20 protein-coding genes and 1 pseudogene are annotated in these 15,748 nt (G+C 55.1%); 6 read left to right on the top strand and 15 right to left on the bottom strand.

Annotation, left to right across the window (positions count from 1 at the left end; translation table 11 throughout):
* Positions 1-228: 228 nt before the first annotated feature.
* From ACR0NN_RS16395 to ACR0NN_RS16370, 6 genes and pseudogenes are all read right to left on the bottom strand, one after another.
* A complete protein-coding gene (locus tag ACR0NN_RS16395; protein WP_480685112.1) occupies positions 229-1,257 on the bottom strand; it encodes a tyrosine-type recombinase/integrase in 1,029 nt (342 codons plus the stop codon).
* 20 nt (positions 1,258-1,277) lie between these two features.
* Positions 1,278-1,433 (bottom strand): annotated as a pseudogene (locus ACR0NN_RS16390) (helix-turn-helix domain-containing protein); the annotation flags it as partial.
* A gap of 3 nt (positions 1,434-1,436) precedes the next feature.
* Positions 1,437-1,991 (bottom strand): hypothetical protein, encoded by a 555-nt coding sequence (locus ACR0NN_RS16385; protein WP_480685110.1) that lies wholly within the window; start codon positions 1,989-1,991, stop codon positions 1,437-1,439.
* An 80-nt stretch (positions 1,992-2,071) separates the two neighbouring features.
* Entirely contained in the window at positions 2,072-2,554 is a 483-nt protein-coding gene (locus ACR0NN_RS16380) for a hypothetical protein (protein WP_480685108.1), read from the bottom strand.
* Positions 2,555-2,569: 15 nt separating this feature from the next.
* Complete coding sequence (locus ACR0NN_RS16375; RefSeq protein WP_480685106.1) at positions 2,570-2,761, bottom strand: hypothetical protein; 192 nt, start codon at positions 2,759-2,761, stop codon at positions 2,570-2,572.
* Positions 2,754-2,900: an Arc family DNA-binding protein gene (locus ACR0NN_RS16370; RefSeq protein WP_480685105.1), complete on the bottom strand. Its 147-nt coding sequence runs from the start codon at positions 2,898-2,900 to the stop codon at positions 2,754-2,756. The genes ACR0NN_RS16375 and ACR0NN_RS16370 overlap by 8 nt, the downstream gene beginning before the upstream one ends.
* 90 nt (positions 2,901-2,990) lie before the next feature.
* On the opposite strand from ACR0NN_RS16370, the gene ACR0NN_RS16365 reads away from it, so the two are divergent.
* Together ACR0NN_RS16365 and ACR0NN_RS16360 are read left to right on the top strand one after the other, a co-directional pair.
* Positions 2,991-3,398: an Arc family DNA-binding protein gene (locus tag ACR0NN_RS16365; RefSeq protein WP_480685103.1), complete on the top strand. Its 408-nt coding sequence runs from the start codon at positions 2,991-2,993 to the stop codon at positions 3,396-3,398.
* A gap of 83 nt (positions 3,399-3,481) precedes the next feature.
* Positions 3,482-3,997 carry a hypothetical protein gene (locus ACR0NN_RS16360; RefSeq protein ID WP_480685102.1) on the top strand — a complete coding sequence of 172 codons (516 nt, stop codon included), beginning with the start codon at positions 3,482-3,484 and terminating at the stop codon, positions 3,995-3,997.
* Between the two features lie 20 nt (positions 3,998-4,017).
* On the opposite strand, the gene ACR0NN_RS16355 is transcribed toward ACR0NN_RS16360, so the two are convergent.
* Positions 4,018-4,395: a hypothetical protein gene (locus ACR0NN_RS16355; RefSeq protein WP_480685101.1), complete on the bottom strand. Its 378-nt coding sequence runs from the start codon at positions 4,393-4,395 to the stop codon at positions 4,018-4,020.
* Between the two features lie 182 nt (positions 4,396-4,577).
* On the opposite strand from ACR0NN_RS16355, the gene ACR0NN_RS16350 reads away from it, so the two are divergent.
* Positions 4,578-4,814, top strand: a complete 237-nt coding sequence (locus tag ACR0NN_RS16350; protein ID WP_480685100.1) for a hypothetical protein — start codon at positions 4,578-4,580, stop codon at positions 4,812-4,814.
* Between the two features lie 24 nt (positions 4,815-4,838).
* Here ACR0NN_RS16350 and ACR0NN_RS16345 read toward each other — a convergent pair whose 3' ends face one another.
* The 6 genes from ACR0NN_RS16345 to ACR0NN_RS16320 all read right to left on the bottom strand — a co-directional run bounded on the left by ACR0NN_RS16345 (position 4,839) and on the right by ACR0NN_RS16320 (position 9,572).
* Positions 4,839-6,479: a hypothetical protein gene (locus ACR0NN_RS16345; protein WP_480685099.1), complete on the bottom strand. Its 1,641-nt coding sequence runs from the start codon at positions 6,477-6,479 to the stop codon at positions 4,839-4,841.
* Positions 6,480-6,674: 195 nt separating this feature from the next.
* A complete protein-coding gene (locus tag ACR0NN_RS16340; protein ID WP_480685097.1) occupies positions 6,675-7,919 on the bottom strand; it encodes a phage major capsid protein in 1,245 nt (414 codons plus the stop codon).
* Between the two features lie 211 nt (positions 7,920-8,130).
* Positions 8,131-8,367 (bottom strand): hypothetical protein, encoded by a 237-nt coding sequence (locus tag ACR0NN_RS16335; RefSeq protein WP_480685095.1) that lies wholly within the window; start codon positions 8,365-8,367, stop codon positions 8,131-8,133.
* A gap of 418 nt (positions 8,368-8,785) precedes the next feature.
* Positions 8,786-9,019: a hypothetical protein gene (locus ACR0NN_RS16330; RefSeq protein WP_480685094.1), complete on the bottom strand. Its 234-nt coding sequence runs from the start codon at positions 9,017-9,019 to the stop codon at positions 8,786-8,788.
* 8 nt (positions 9,020-9,027) lie between these two features.
* Positions 9,028-9,252, bottom strand: coding sequence for a hypothetical protein (locus ACR0NN_RS16325; protein ID WP_480685092.1), 225 nt, complete (start codon positions 9,250-9,252; stop codon positions 9,028-9,030).
* Entirely contained in the window at positions 9,249-9,572 is a 324-nt protein-coding gene (locus tag ACR0NN_RS16320; RefSeq protein ID WP_480685090.1) for a hypothetical protein, read from the bottom strand. Before ACR0NN_RS16320 ends, ACR0NN_RS16325 begins: the two co-directional genes overlap by 4 nt.
* A 197-nt stretch (positions 9,573-9,769) precedes the next feature.
* On the opposite strand from ACR0NN_RS16320, the gene ACR0NN_RS16315 reads away from it, so the two are divergent.
* The 3 genes from ACR0NN_RS16315 to ACR0NN_RS16305 all read left to right on the top strand — a co-directional run bounded on the left by ACR0NN_RS16315 (position 9,770) and on the right by ACR0NN_RS16305 (position 13,444).
* Positions 9,770-10,924, top strand: a complete 1,155-nt coding sequence (locus ACR0NN_RS16315) for a phosphoserine transaminase (RefSeq protein ID WP_170724956.1) — start codon at positions 9,770-9,772, stop codon at positions 10,922-10,924.
* 71 nt (positions 10,925-10,995) lie between these two features.
* Positions 10,996-12,591: a phosphoglycerate dehydrogenase gene (gene serA / locus ACR0NN_RS16310; protein ID WP_170724957.1), complete on the top strand. Its 1,596-nt coding sequence runs from the start codon at positions 10,996-10,998 to the stop codon at positions 12,589-12,591.
* Between the two features lie 124 nt (positions 12,592-12,715).
* A complete protein-coding gene (locus tag ACR0NN_RS16305; protein WP_170724958.1) occupies positions 12,716-13,444 on the top strand; it encodes a metallophosphoesterase family protein in 729 nt (242 codons plus the stop codon).
* A 3-nt stretch (positions 13,445-13,447) separates the two neighbouring features.
* Here the strand turns inward: ACR0NN_RS16305 and ACR0NN_RS16300 are convergent, their stop codons facing one another.
* Complete coding sequence (locus ACR0NN_RS16300) at positions 13,448-14,965, bottom strand: malonate--CoA ligase (protein ID WP_170725108.1); 1,518 nt, start codon at positions 14,963-14,965, stop codon at positions 13,448-13,450.
* Positions 14,966-15,042: 77 nt separating this feature from the next.
* Positions 15,043-15,747, bottom strand: a complete 705-nt coding sequence (locus ACR0NN_RS16295; protein WP_170724959.1) for a GntR family transcriptional regulator — start codon at positions 15,745-15,747, stop codon at positions 15,043-15,045.
* Between the last annotated feature and the right edge of the window lies 1 nt (position 15,748).

The raw sequence follows: 15,748 nt of genomic DNA, 5'->3' as shown, positions 1-15,748 counted from the left end.
CACATGCCCCCCAATGTCAGAATACGCAGACGCAGCCGAATAAACACAAACAAACACTAAACCCCCACCAAATAAGGTGGGGGTTGAAGCCAATCGGAAACTCATGTTCTGATTTGAGCCCCTTCCATGCGTCGTTTTTGATCGTTCAAGCGTCTTTTTCGCTTGCTACGAATGCGCGCGCCCAATAGCTCTGTCCGCGGGACACCCCTCCCCAACGAGGGTAGGTGGTCATAGTGAATTATTCCTTTTCTTTTCGGTAGTTACCTGATTGTCAGTGTTACCCTGTGTCACTCGTGTGTCAAAAACTGCATCTGTGATCGTGATATCCTTGATCGCGTGGGCATAGGTCTTCAGGACTACATTCGGATCTTTCCAGCCCCCGTGCTCGGCGACGCTCTTAACGTCATAACCCGCCTGCAACATGGTGGTTGCGAACCCATGGCGGCAGCAGTGAGGTGTCAGTCTGTCGATCTCGGCACGGTCCACCACGTTGTTCCAGACCTTGGTCACACTGCCGCGACCGGCATACCCGAACACCAGATCATCCTGGTTCCGATTTGAAGGGATATTCTCGAGTGCGGCAATCACTCGGGACGGCATATGTGCAATCCTTGACCATGGCGTCGGCTTTCTCATGTGGATCGTGACGGTGCCCGCCTGCAGGTCTACATCAGCCCAGGTCATTCGGCATGCCTCACCAACACGGGCGGCAGTGCCGAACATGAACAGGCACATGGCCGAAAGGTGAATAAGCCCGTCTTCTGTGGCTTGGCTGGCAAAGGCGTTGACCCATTCCAGTGTCGCGGCCTCTTTCTTCTTCGGGTCGACCGGGAAGCGTTTCACCTTGATCTCGGGGCGCTTGTACAAAGCAGCGGCATAGTTGATCGCCGCCTGCGTTGGTACGATCACCTGACGGTTCCATGTCGCCGGGTTAGCGTCGGGATAGATATTCCTGGCCGAAAGCCGGATAGCTTCGGGCGTGATGTCGTCCACCAGAGTGTCGCCCCAATGCTCATTGAGTTTGGCAATGAAGCGTTCAGGCTTACCAGCGTCCAGATATGCTATGAATGCCTGCGCCATCGTTAACCCCGCGCCCGGCCCATCGAAACGACATTTCCAGGCGAGCGCCTCGGCCTCTGCTTTGACCCTTTCCGCGATTTGCTTGTCAGTCGTTCCCGTAGCTGCGCGGAGTCGCCTTCCGGCAACGGTGCCCCGGTAATGCCAGAACTTACCGCGACGGTAGAGCTTGAGGGACATTTCAATGCCTCCTTTAGAGCTTCGACGTGTTCAGGGAAGAGGACCACTTTCCGCCCAACCTTGGCAAATAGACCGTGCGCTCGAACCAGTTCCCGCAATGTCCTTTCCGACACACCAAAGTGCCCGGCCAGGTCGGCGGGCGTGGTGAAATCAGGAAGGAGGGCAGGGGTGGTCATGGGTTAGCCGTACGCCTCCGCCATGACTTCTTCGGGATGGCCACCGAGCGACTGGACCACATTGTCGAAAATCGGATTGCAGGGAACCGCCAGAAATGGGCGACGCTGGCCTTGTGCATTAAGCGGGACGGTGCCTGCGATCTCGTCTGCTGTGGTTCTCGGCGTCTGACAGATTACAGCTTGAGCTTCATCCCAAACAATCAGAAGTGTGCGACCAACTTTGTAAGGAACACTGGGTGGCCGGTTCTTGGCGGGATCAAGTTTTTGGTCACTGCCCATCCATTCAGCCTCTGCCTCACCGGTATGCGCAAATACAACTGCGGCCTCAAAAGCCCGTGCTGAAGCGAGTCCAAGATCAATCATCTGCTTTGCAACAGCGGCCTGCATGATGGTCGAGAACGGAAACCGACGCTTTCGTCCGGTATCCGCGCCGCCGGTGATCGGCTGACTTGCCCCGACCAGATAATTCTTATGTAGGTGGCTCTTTGCAGTCGGGGGTTGAAAGCCAGATGCTTCGCAGAGTTTTGAAAGAAGATGGGTATCGGTCAGGCTGCTCATAGTATCCTCAATAACGGTTGCGACCATATCTATCATTAAATGGATATGACTGCAACCATTATTCTTATACAGCAATTTTCTCAATTGCGGTGTGCTCTGTTCCGATGCTCCCGGATCTTCTGGAAAGTCAGTTTGATGATTTCGTCTTGGTCCAGGTTGGACTCCGCTGACATGTTGAGCCCTGTGAGTAGAATTTCCTTTTCGGTGGCGTCCAACTTGCCAATTAGATCCCGCCAAGAACCTCTGGCTGGCCGCTTGTGGTATGCTCTATAAGCCGCCAACGCAGGTCCAACTGTGCCGCTGAACAACCAGTCCAATGATCCACCGGTTACTTTTACCCATTCCATCAGATCATCTGTAATCAGGATTTCATCAGGCTCATCCTCATCGTAGGTGAGCTGGGGCGGGTCCAAGTCGAATTTAGCGCAGAACCACGCAATCCGACCCTCTGAGGTTGTAAAATCAGCGCCCGACTCAGGGTAGAATGAGTACGGGCCAGTTGGCGTTTCAACCGTCCTTTTTTCCAAAACTATATCGTTCGCGCAGGCGCGTTCATTGGTCATAGCTTTTCTCCTTCGTCAGTTGAGGTCTGCAAACTGGGCGTTGTACAGCGCCAGCATTTCACGCGCGGCGGATTCCGCATGCGTCGGGGGCAGAACGAAGTCTCCCGATAATTCGTGGCTCTTGTGCAGTCGGTTACAGGTCATTTCCCTGACGCACTCGGATAGCGCGCGCAGAACCTGCTCTAGTTCTCGGTGAAGTTCATTCATGATCTGCACCCGTGTTCTCGGTCATGCGGTCCATGCGTTCCCGAACGGCCCGGATAATTTCCGAGTTTTGAGACGAGCCGTTGCGGTCGGCTTGCACTTTGACCCAGGCCTTTAAGTTGTCTGGCAGTCTGAGCTGCATGGGCGTTCGACTCATTTTAGCACCTATAGTGTCCATTTGATATCATAATGTCCAATGGACATCATTGCGTCAAGAAAAAAATCATGTCCAATGGACATCATGACGAATTCAGAAAAACGCACGCTCACCGACAAGTTTATGCTGAGGCTACCTGACGGCATGCGTGATCGGATCAAATACGCAGCCGAACGTAACAATCGCAGCATGAATGCTGAGATTCTGGCCACGCTTGAGAGCGCCTATCCCATTCCGATGCCCGTATCGAACATAGAAATTCTAAGAGCTTTTCTTAAATCAGACGGCGAAACGAAAAGCGTTCTACTCGACGTGATGAAAAGAACAGCAACCGAAAACGGTAGAGTCACGGATCCTGATCAAAGCGAATTCATTAAAGTTCTGGAAGCCCTGACCCAAGCTAAGTCTGATGACGAAGTGAGTGATCTCGAAAATAAGTTGGACGAAGCCTTGGCAAACCTTCAGATCAGAGGCGTTCTGTAAGAAACAATGTTCAGATTAACTGAAACTGCGAAGGTCTGGATCGCGGCAGAGGACGGCGGTGGAGCCGCTGTGAGGTTGAGGAAATGAGCGATGTCTCTGTTTGGACACCAGCAAACATAGCACTGATTATAACCAGCACGGGCAGTCTGATAGCGATTGTGGTGCCGCTGCTAGTCAAACGCATCGAGGCAAACGCGCGCCGCAATGAAAATGTGCTTCAGGAATTTCAAAAGCTCATTAATAAGCTGATTGAAGAGGTCACAGCTGAAGCGGAGGCTGAAAGGCACAACGCCTATTTTCACAAGGCTGTTGAAGAAGGGACAATGTCGCAATCCGAGGCGCTCAGTCGTCTGCGTACACCAGTTCCGCGCGAACCTACTGTTCTACAGCTAAGAGTCCTTGGAAATGCTCATGGAATTCGAACGACAGATCTTGATCATAAACTATCGGAGTTCTGGTTGTTTGAATCAAGGATACCTCACGGCGAAAAAGACGAGAGGTTTGTGGAAAACCAGATGTACTTCGCCATTCGCGAAGAAGTTATAAATGAGTTAGCAAAAGTCTGGAGAGAAGCCAGCGAGAAGTTCGGGGAAAGCTAACCCGCAAATTTGCGAAAGGTTCACTGCAAAAACTCATTTGCGGGATCGTCTTTGTCTTCATCCGACACTGAAACCTTGCCCCGCGTTGTCGGTGTCGCGCCCAGAGACGTCAAACACAGCCGAAGTTGCGCCAGAGCGTTGATACCCATTTCAGGGTCGGTTCTGAGCCGGGCTGTCAGACGGCATGTAAGCTCAAGTATCAGTCTGTCCGACTTGCACAACCAAGGAAGATCCGCCGCATATTCGTGCCATGCCTCACGCTCGAATTCATTTAAGCGCTCGGGCGGCAACCCGATCGGCGAAAGCTTGTGTTCAACTTCATCAGCATAGCGCTGCGGGTTTTTCTGGTCGGCCCCGGTAATGCGGGCCAGAGCCGCTGGGTTCTTCTGTCGTGGCATGTTGCCCCCCATTGTGGGTTTTGTGGATACGCGCAAAAGGAGCCCGCCGCCGGTCCCTAGACTGAAGCACCTGAAGATTGAGATACCCCCTCCATTGCCCGGCAGGCTCTGTCTTTCCACTTGGTGAAAACCCAAGGACTATGCAGTATTGTAGCCATTCATTTAGATGGAAGGTATTCCCCATGAAAGCATCCAAGGTTTTGTGTTTCGTTTCTTTCGCCGCATTGAGCACCGCTGCTTCAGCGACGGTTCTCTCGCCACAAGACAGTGAGAACGTGATGGCAAACGGTGACTTGATTAGGGAGATAGGCGACAATAGCGGCCTCTATAAACATCGGGGCAAGGTCTACCAATGCAACTACAACATCCAGAATGTTGGCGGCGTTCAAACCTTGGTGCCAATATGTTACGGCACATAGCTGAATAGCTCCATCACCCACTGCTCAGACCGCCCGTATTGAAGACCCGTCTTCCAACGCGTCGTTGATCGCGTCGACCATCTGACGCGCGTATTCAGGCGGGATGCCAAGCACCTGCAGGTCTACAATGCGTGAGACAGAGGTTTGCTGCTGTGGTGCCTGCGTCGATAGGGGCAGAGCTGTAGAACTGCCGCCACTAATGCCACTGCTACCTGGTGCGGCTGATCTGATGGCCGAAACAGCTTGAACCCCTGTCGCCATCACTTGCGCGAACGCTGCTAGGCTTAAAGGAAACGGCTGCTCTAAAGCTTTTGCCGCTCCGACTGCCGTAGAAACACCAGCCTGAGCAACGCCGAACGCTTTGTTGATTTTGAGCAGACCTTCACTGTTACTCTTGGTTAGTGTGGTCATCGACTTAAAGAAGTCGTTAGCGCCTGAAAGCCCCTCTGAGAACTGTGTTGAATCGGCCTGCTGAATCTTGGCCGCAGCGTCTGAAGTGATACCGACTTCGCGCAGTGCGTGTTGCTGAAGCATCTCAGCCCTCTGACCCAGGTATTCGCCGAGCCGACCTAGGGAAGCGTCATAAACTTCCTGCTGAGCCTCAGGCGAACCGAGCCCAAGCCTATCACCGCCCTCGCCACCTTCCAGATCGGCTGAACCACCGCCGCCGAACAAGCTGTTGATGGGGCTGTTTGCGTTTCCGCCGAACTGATCGGTAATAGATCCGGAGCCAGGAGTGATTGAAACCGGGGGCAGTTGTCCAGGCTCGACATCTTCAAAATTTAGTCCAAGCCGAGATCTCAACGTTTGGTAAGCCTCGCCCCATTTTGCATAACCCTCGGCGACGGTCCCGATGATCTTGACGAGGCTTCCCATGGCAGGGATCAGACCCTCGTTGATCAAGTTAACGATGGCCTGAATCTCTTCTTTGTTGTCCAGAAATGCCGTGTTGACCGACGCACGCATTGAATCGCCTAATAGGCCCATTTGTGTGTGGAGGTCAGATGCGCCCTGAACAGCTTCATTGGACATAATCGTTCCAGCATCCTTTGCCCGATCGCCAATCCGCTTAAGTTCGATACCGCCATTAGCCAAGATCGGGATCAGCGCCGAAGCATCTGACGAAATGGCTTCCATGTGGGCAACCATTTCTGCTTGCGATGCGCCTGATTGCTCAAGGATTGAGGCGTATTTTTGCAGCGCATCGGTCCCAGATAGGTCTTTGAACGCATCTGCTGTCGCGCCCACACTGGGTGCAATTTCTTCAAAAAACTTTTTCAGAGGCCCACCACCAGTTGCCTGAAAATCGCCGACCTTTTCTGTCACATCCTTCAAAATATCGGCCATCTTGTCGCGACCGATGCCTACCTGTTTTGCGGCCTTAGACATGAACTGAAAGTTCTCTGGGGTGCTATTCGCCAGCTTACTGAGGTTTTCAATATCCGCTGCGGCACCTACTGCGCTCTTCGCCAACGCACCCACTGCCGCGACCATTCCGCCAGTTACAATCCCGACCTGAGCCGCACTTTTGGCGATGCTCTCGCCCATTCGCTGATATCGGCCTTCGAAGCCCTCGACGGAGTTGCCTGCACGGTTCATCCCGTCAATCAGGCCGTTTACATTCGCGCCAACGGTTACAGCGATATCACCAACAACTTTTGCCAATTTCTACACCTGTCTCTTTTCTATTGCCGGAACTTTTTTCGGGGAACATAGCGAAAGGAGGCTCACCCGCCGGTCCCTGGATCAGGGAAGTGAGATTTAGACCCACCCCCCTGTAGTTGCCGGGTCGACCCTGGCTACAAGGCCCCCGGCTGCGGGTGTTTGCGGAACACTCCACCGCCCGCTGGGAGCGCAGTTTTAGCTTGATGCCATCTTCAGGAAACGAAGGGCGTTCTCGTCATAGACGCAGCCACCAATTCTTTGCCTGATGTACAGTTTGTGGAACCCTGGCTCCGTTACGTTCCTGTCTGCGTTGGTGACGTTGAAGCCGCCGATGGTGCATAGAATGTACGCAGCATCGAAGTCGCCGAACGCAACCGGGTGTTCACTGGCACCGATATCCGGCATGGCCTCGCAGATCGTGACGGGATAGCCCGAGAACGTGCTGGGTTGACCCGCCATCAGGCTGTCTTGCCACAGATACGCGCCGTTGCTGTCTTTCAGCTTGCGCACGTAACCAGTCGTGGCCGAATTCATCAGCCAGTTTCCGTTTGCGCGGTAACGAGCTTTTAGATCGTAGACAAGATCCAGCAGTTCGTCGGCTGTGAAGGCCGATGCTGATGCCGAAGCCAGGAACTTAAAGGCGTCGGCAGATCGAGCGCCATCGTCACCAGCTTCTGGGGCTGTGTTCAGAAGGCCCTTAGGTTTGTTCGATCCGTTGCCGGAAATAATCGAAGTCATTTCGGCTTCACCGATCACGGAACCGGCTTCACGGATGAACCAATCGCCGATGTCATAGAGGGCGTCGGTCGCCAGTTCTTCGGACATCTTCACATAGCTGTAGTTGATGCCGAACGTTGGTCGCTTGCCGTCAATGGTCGGTTCAGTCGTCGGTGTCCGAGTATCGGTTTCACCCACCCAACCGCTTGTTGCGTCGTTGTTCGAAAGAGGCACAACAACATCACCGCTCATTACCGGAACCACACGGACCAGACCACGCAACGGGTTTACGTCCCGGGCGCGAGACCGCATCGGACCGGCGATAGTTTCAGGAACGATGTAACCGCCCGCTGAGTCCGTCAGGCTGTTTGCGGAACGGGGTTCGACCTGGTCAAGTTTGTTCTGTGCTCGGCGGGAATCCGGGGAACGAATCCAGCCTTTGAACGCTTTAGTGTGCGCGTCTGTTGGTCCATTATCCGCACCGCTTACGCGCATATTCTCTCCGCGAGGCCAATTGCTCCGAAAGCTCGCGCTCTCTTCAGCTTCGCGTTGTTCTTCGATGCGATCGTTTAGATCATCGACCTCGCTCATGATCGAATTGAACTTACGTTCAACCTCGCGCGCCTCTTTCGTTGACAGGCTGTCGTCGATCTGCGCGATAAGTCCGCGAGCTTCTTTTCTTTTGGCGCGAGCTTCGGCCCGCAATTCACTCAAGGTGTCCATTTTCTTCTCCATCAATAGGCAAGCCGCGTCTCGCGACGGGGCAAAATCTTCAGTTCTCAGAGAATGCGCACAGAGCAGCATCCCCTGTTTAGGGTCATGCTAATCTCTGCACTTTTGGAGCAGGTTCCCACCGATTTTGCGGTGGCAGGTTCTGCGCTCTTTCAGCAACCCTATTGGCATAGTGTTTGAATAGCATATAATTCCACTTTTTTCAAGCGTTTCCTGTGGGTTGGCGCTTTATTTGCTCCTCCTGAATCAAGTGCAAAACGAACTTTTCCAACTCGTCCTGATTATGCACCTCGGCGAACAGCGATATGCTGGCCCGAAGCATTGTGAAGGCGAACAGATTAATATCGCCGCCAAATTCGTGCATGAATTTTATGGTCTGTTCTAGGACCATCATCGAGCGGTCACACTCGATCAGAAATTGCTGCTCTTGGTCTGTCATTTGCTATTCTCCATTCGATTAGACGCACTACCGCCACCCGCTCCTGCCCCCATCACAAGGATGGAAAGGTCAGGCCCTTCGCCTCCACGTCCCGTATCCACGCGATGCCTGTTATCGGTGGCCAACCGCCTGCCCGCAGGGTCTTCTCCTGCCCCGTTGCAGAGCAGCACATTGTCTGTGCTCTGTTCTCTGCCCCAGTCCCCGGTCCTAGCCGGTGGGTTTGTAGTCGCGTATCTGATCAGGCCTAGAAGGAGCCGGTTCCCGATCGGGCCGGGTGATATCCCCGGGACGTCATGTCCGCCTTTGGCACGGGAAGGCGGCAAACCGTGGCATGTCTCTTTTCACTGATCAGTGTGGGGAAAGATCTGCATAAACCCTTGAGGTGGTGCGCCCCTGCAGACGCACCGAATGCGCGTGGCTATTCCACCACGTCGAAGTCGCCCCCCTCATTGCCCCTATGCAGGAACAGGTCAGCGACCAGATCACGCATGAGGTTCAGTTGTTTCGGTGAAGGACGCCAACCACGACGCCGGGACTGACGCTGGATCGACTTAGCAAAGCCTGCAGCCCACTCATTCGTCGCATAGGTCGCAACGCTGGCCATGTGGTACACCAGACGGTCTACCTCGTCCGGCTGGGTGTATGGGGTCATGCACAGTCTCATTTCAGCGCCTCCCCACAATGCGGGCACCGCTTTTGCTTCTGTGCGGGTTTGCCGGTCGCGATTTGGTGCGCTTTGTGCAACGACATACGACCAGCCATGATCTCCACTTCGAGATCCGGGCGCAGCTCGCTGACCTTCTTCGCCATGTAAACCGAACGCTCTGATACGTTCATGATCTGGGCGGTCTGCTTGACGGTGATTTTCTGCAAATTTGCAGTCATTGCAGCACCTCCCCTTTGAGAGTGCCGAACAAGACCGCAGAGGCAGTCATATAGGCGATGTCGTGATCCAGGCTGCGCAGAGCCGCATAGGCTAAGGCCGCGCGCTCCTGGTCTGTTAGTCTGGCCGCGAAGACATAAGCCGCACCGTGCCAGGCATCAGCCGTGCCCAGGTCAAGGGCATATTCAACCATGCGACCAGCGCGATTGTGGGTTGAATTCTCGCCCCATTTTGGGGTATTATTTGCTTCACGGTAGGAGCCGTTTCCAAGTGAATTGACGCCGGTTGTAGTGGTCGCTGCACCGGCGTTTTCTTTGGACACACCATGAACGTCGGCAGTTTCGCTTGTGTCAAATTTGTGCCAATCGGAAACACACGTTCCCGGTCCGTTCGGTTTTATTGCGTCGTTTTCCGACTCCGAAGTGTCTTTTCTACTTGCTGTTTTTTCAGGGGATGCGTAGGGCTGCCCGTGGGACACCCCTCCCCAACGAGGGGCGTGTATCTGGAAGGGTAATACAGATGAGCATTGAACAACCGGCGACGCGGCCGGCAAATCCGCGTTTTTCCTCGGGCCCTTGTGCCAAACCCCCTACATTCGAATTGTCCAAACTGGCTGATGCGGCCTTGGGTCGTTCGCATCGTGCCGCTGTCGGCAAGGATAAGTTAAAGGCGGCCATTGAAGGCACGCGTGAGGTGCTGGGTATTCCGGCAGACTACAAGATCGGCATCGTTCCTGCCTCGGACACTGGCGCGGTTGAGATGGCTCTGTGGTCGCTGCTGGGCGCACGCAAGGTCGAGATGCACGCCTGGGAGAGCTTTGGTGCGGGCTGGGTGACCGATGTGGTCAAGCAGCTGAAGATCGATGCTGAAGTGAAGACAGCGGATTACGGACAGATTGTTGATCTGGCCTCGGTCGATTTCCAGAATGATGTGGTCTTTACATGGAACGGCACGACCTCGGGCGTTCGGGTTCCGAATGGCGACTGGATTGCGGACGACCGTCAGGGTTTGACGATCTGCGACGCAACCTCGGCTGCTTTTGCGATGGACCTGCCATGGGACAAGCTGGATGCGACCACGTTTAGTTGGCAGAAAGTGATGGGTGGTGAAGCGGCTCATGGGATGCTGATCCTCAGCCCTCGTGCTGTCGAGCGGTTGGAAAACTACGCACCTGCATGGCCGCTGCCCAAGATTTTCCGCCTGACCAAGGGTGGCAAGCTGATTGAAGGCATCTTCACTGGGGCGACGATCAACACGCCCTCGATGCTTGCGGTTGAGGACTACCTGTTCGCGTTGGACTGGGCGCGCTCGGTTGGGGGCCTGAAGGGTCTGATTGCGCGTGCCGATGCCAACGCCGGAGCGGTACATGCGTTTTGTGCGCAAAATGATTGGATCGCAAATTTGGCTGAGGATGAAGCCACTCAGTCCAATACGTCGGTCTGCCTGAAATTCACCGATGCACGCATTCAGGACGGTGCAGTATTCGCCAAAGCTGTGGCCAAACGGCTGGAGACCGAGAACGTCGCGCTGGATATCGGAGCGTACCGCGACGCACCTGCGGGTTTGCGCATCTGGTGCGGCGGAACGGTTGAGACCTCGGATATCGAAGCGATGCTGCCTTGGTTGGACTGGGCGTTCCACGCCGAAATCGAAGCGCAAACGGCAGCCGCCTGACAAGAATTTTCGACGAAAATTCTGGGCCTCCCGTGGCCCGGATTTCTCCCAATATATCAAGGACCAGAGATATGGCCCCCAAAGTACTCGTATCTGACAAGCTCAGCGAAACCGCCGTGCAGATCTTTCGTGATCGCGGCATCGAAGTGGATTTCATGCCCGATCTTGGTAAGGACAAAGACAAGCTGGCCGAGGTGATCGGCCAGTATGACGGCCTTGCCATCCGCTCGGCCACCAAGGTCACGCCGACCATTTTGGAGAAGGCCGACAAGCTAAAAGTTATCGGGCGCGCCGGTATTGGCACCGATAATATCGACAAGGATGCCGCGTCGAAAAAAGGCGTGATCGTGATGAACACGCCGTTCGGCAACATGATCACAACGGCCGAGCATGCCATTGCGATGATGTTTGCCGTGGCGCGACAAATTCCCGAGGCCAGCACCTCGACCCATGCGGGCAAATGGGAAAAGTCCAAGTTCATGGGGATCGAGCTGACCAACAAGACCTTGGGTGTCATTGGCGCGGGTAATATTGGAGGCATCGTCTGCGAACGCGCCTTGGGCTTGAAGATGAAAGTCGTCGCCTACGACCCCTACTTGGGCGAAGAGAAAGCCGCAAAGATGGGCGTTGAAAAGGTTGAACTGGACGAGCTGCTGTCGCGCGCCGATTTCATCACGCTGCACGTGCCGCTGACCGACCAGACGCGGAATATTCTGAGCCGCGAGAACCTGGCTAAGACCAAGAAAGGCGTACGGATCGTCAACTGTGCGCGTGGTGGTCTGGTCGACGAGGCAGCTTTGGCCGAAGCATTGCAGTCGGGTCACGTGGCCGGCGCGGCCTTTGATGTGTTCAGCGAAGAACCGGCCAAGGAGAACGCACTGTTCAACCTGCCGAATGTGGTCTGCACGCCTCATCTTGGTGCGGCCACGACGGAAGCACAGGAAAACGTGGCACTACAGGTGGCTGAGCAGATTTCGAACTATCTGCTGACCGGCGCGGTTGAGAACGCGCTGAACATGCCCAGTGTCACCGCCGAAGAAGCTAAGGTCATGGGCCCTTGGATCAAGCTGGCAGGTCATTTGGGCAGCTTCATTGGCCAGATGACGGATGAGCCGATCAAGGCGATCAACATCCTCTATGACGGTGTCGCGGCTGAGATGAATCTGGCGGCATTGAACTGTTCCGCCGTGGCGGGGATCATGAAAAAGTTCAACCCCGAGGTGAACATGGTTTCAGCTCCGGTTGTGGCCAGAGAACGAGGCATTCAAATCTCGACCACAAATCAGGACAAATCGGGTGCGTTTGAGGGCTATATCAAAGTCACCGTTGTGACGGATAAGCGCGAGCGCTCGATCGGTGGCACGGTGTTCAGCGACGGCAAACCTCGGTTCATTCAGATCAAAGGCATCAACATCGATGCCGAGATCGGGGCGCATATGCTTTACACCACTAACGAGGATGTACCCGGCATCATCGGTGCGTTGGGGCAGACCATGGGTGAGAACGATGTGAACATCGCGAACTTTACTCTGGGGCGTTCCGAAGCTGGCGGTGAGGCGATTGCTTTGCTTTACGTCGACGAACCGGTTCCCGCTGAGGCACGTGCGAAACTTGCCGAGACCGGACTGTTCACCCAGATCAAACCATTGGAGTTTGACGTGGCCTGATCATGTTCTCTGATCTTTTATGAAAGATCGATGCCCGCGCCGGTCAATAGCGCGGGCGTCATCTTTTCAAAGCACTGAATTTGCGCCAGAAGTGCAGCAGTCGTAAATACCCGAGGGGAACCCGATGACCAATTCGATCTACGCAATTGGAGACTTGCATGGACGCGTCGATGAATTCGAACGCGCGCTGTCGCTGATTGCAGACGATGGAGGTTCCGAGGCCGAGATTGTGTTCTTGGGCGACTACGTCGATCGGGGTCCTGACAGCCGAGGCGTTCTGGACCGGTTGATCGCAGGGCGAGATGCAGGCAAGCGATGGGTTACTTTGCTGGGCAACCATGACCGGATGTTCTCATGGTTTCTTGAAGATGTACCGCGTCATGACCCGCATCTGTTGGTCGGTTATCATTGGCTGCATGAACGGTTGGGCGGCGTTGAAACACTGCAAAGCTATGGCGTGGTTTTCGACCAGCACACGCGGCTGGAGGATCTGCATGCCATCGCGCGAGGTGCGGTTCCAGAGGCGCATCGGGTGTTTTTGCAAAGACTGGTCGCCATGCACCAAACGCCAAAACTCGCGTTTGTGCACGCTGGCATTCGACCCGGCATTCCGCTGAGTGAGCAAAATGAAAATGATCTGGTCTGGATCAGGCAGGCATTTCATAACCATCGGGCCACGCATCCGAAACTGATCGTCCATGGGCATACGCCGGTTGATCAACCGACCCACTATGGCAATCGCATCAATCTGGATAGTGGCGCAGGGTATGCCCGCCCGGTTGGCATCGCGGTGTTCGAAGGATTGGATTGCTGGTTGTTGACGGACAAGGGGCGCGTTGCGCTTTTGCCCTGACAATCAGGATTGGGTGAACAGGTCCTTGCAGCGGTCCCGCAGGATGTTCTTTTGCACCTTGCCCATCGTGTTGCGCGGCAGCTCGTCCATCAAGATCAACTGGCGAGGATGTTTGAAGCGGGCCAAAGAATTTTGGACTGCGTCCTTGATCGCCTCGATATCGGGCGTCTGGCCGGGGGCAGGGACCAGAATGCCAACTGGGCACTCTCCGAAGTCGGGATGTGGGGCACCAATCACTGCGCTCTCCAACACGCCGGGCTGTTCATCCAGTAGCAACTCGATCTCTTTGGGATAAATATTGTACCCGCCCGAGATGATCAGGTCTTTGCCACGCCCGACGATATGGACATAGCCATCTTCATCGATCCGCCCCAGATCACCGGTGATGAAGAACCCGTCTTCGCGCAGTTCTGCGGCCGTCTTTTCGGGCATTTGCCAATAACCCTGAAACACGTTCGGGCCGCGTACTTCGATGATACCGATCTCGCCATCCGGCAGTGTTTCTCCCGTGTCAGGCTTCGTGACCTTCAATTCGACATCTGGCAAAGGAAATCCAACGGTCCCTGCGCGACGTTCGCCGTCATAGGGGTTTGACGTGTTCATATTGGTTTCGGTCATGCCATAGCGTTCCAGAATGCGATGGCCCGTTTGGTCTTCGAATTGGACATGCGTTTCTGCCAGCAAGGGGGCAGAGCCTGAAATGAACAGCCGCATATCTTGGGTCAGATCGCGGGTGAACCGGTCGTCGCTTAGCAGCCGGGTGTAGAAGGTAGGCACGCCCATCATCGTTGTCGCCTGCGGCATCAGGCGCATCATGTTGTCCAGATCGAATTTCGGCAGAAAGATCATCGATCCGCCAGAGGCAAGCACCACATTGGTTGCAACAAACAGTCCGTGCGTGTGAAAAATCGGCAGCGCATGCAGCAATACGTCGCTGTTGGTAAACCGCCATTCCTGCACCAACGTTTCCGAGTTCGACAGCAGATTGGCTTGCGTCAGCATCGCCCCTTTCGAGCGTCCCGTTGTGCCAGACGTATAGAGAAACGCAGCCAGATCATCTTCGGTGCGGTGGACCGGTTCATAGGCGGGGAGCATTCCCAAGGCGCGTCGAGTCAGACTGCCTGAACCGTCCGCGTTCAGCGTCTCTAACCGTGCGTTGTGTTTTTGTGCGATATCAGAAAGCCCAGCCTCGTTGGCCGCGTCACAGACCACCAAAGATGCGCCGCTGTTTTCGATGAAATAGCTGAGCTCTAGCGTGGTATAGCCAGTGTTCAGCGGAAGAAAGATCAGCCCGGCTTGCGCGCAGGCGGCATAAAGCGCCAGTGCTTCGGCGGACTTCTCTACCTGCACAGCCACGCGATCACCCGGTTCCAGCTCAAGACCAGTCAGGGCGTTCGCCAGTCGGGCTGCCATGTCCAGAAACGCAGCATGGGTCAGTGTCTGACCACCGGCGAGATGCAGAAACGGCGTGTCCTTGCCCGCATGGATGCCAAACAAACGATCATAGAGCGGGTTGCCCATCCCGATATCCTTTCCATTCGACGCGGACATGTGCCGCAAATCTGTATTGGAAATGTCAGAGGGTAAAGCCCGGAATATTAGAATTCGGTGGTCATTCTGTAGCCAGCCGCGAAATACATCTTGGCAAATGTCACTGGTTCGCCCTGCAGCCATGTGATGCGCTCGGCGGTAAAGATGGGCTCCCCTTCGGACACGTCCAGAAATCCGGCCAGAGTGGTATCGGCGCGGCTCGCCAGAAAGGTTAGCTCGACATTGGTGAAAGGGACTGTTTGCACCAGCCAGTCATTCGGTCCGGTGCTCGAGAAATCGGCCTGCCCCACTTGCGGTACGCTGTCGATCACGATCCAACGGTCCTCGAACTGAAAAGGTGTGTTGCCGGAAAAATGCATGCAACGCACATGCAGCACAGCCTGATCCGCGCGCAAGGCCAGTCGCGCCGTCAGCCAATCGGGGGCAGTCTGCGTTTCGCGCGATACCAAAGCATAGCGGTAGGTGCCCCCTGCTGCCTCAACCTCGTCGCGGACAAGGGGGATCGTGAAACGCGCCTGTCGCTGTGGCGCACTGAGAACCCGCGTTCCTGCTTTTCTACGCCTTTCCAGAAACCCTTCATCGGCTAGTTCCCGCAGCGCGCGGTTGACCGTTGTGCGGGTGCACGAGAACTCAACAGCCAGTTCCTGTTCGTTCGGCAGCAGCGCATCGGGTTGCCACTCGCCCGAGCGGATGCGACGCAGGACAGTCTGCTTGATATCCTTGTAACTGGTGGTGTCGCTTGACTGAGCCATG

It is taken from the genome of Ruegeria sp. BA2, assembly GCF_056539605.1.
The sequence above is the reverse complement of the archived record's forward strand: the minus strand, read 5'-3'. Positions and strand labels throughout refer to the sequence as shown.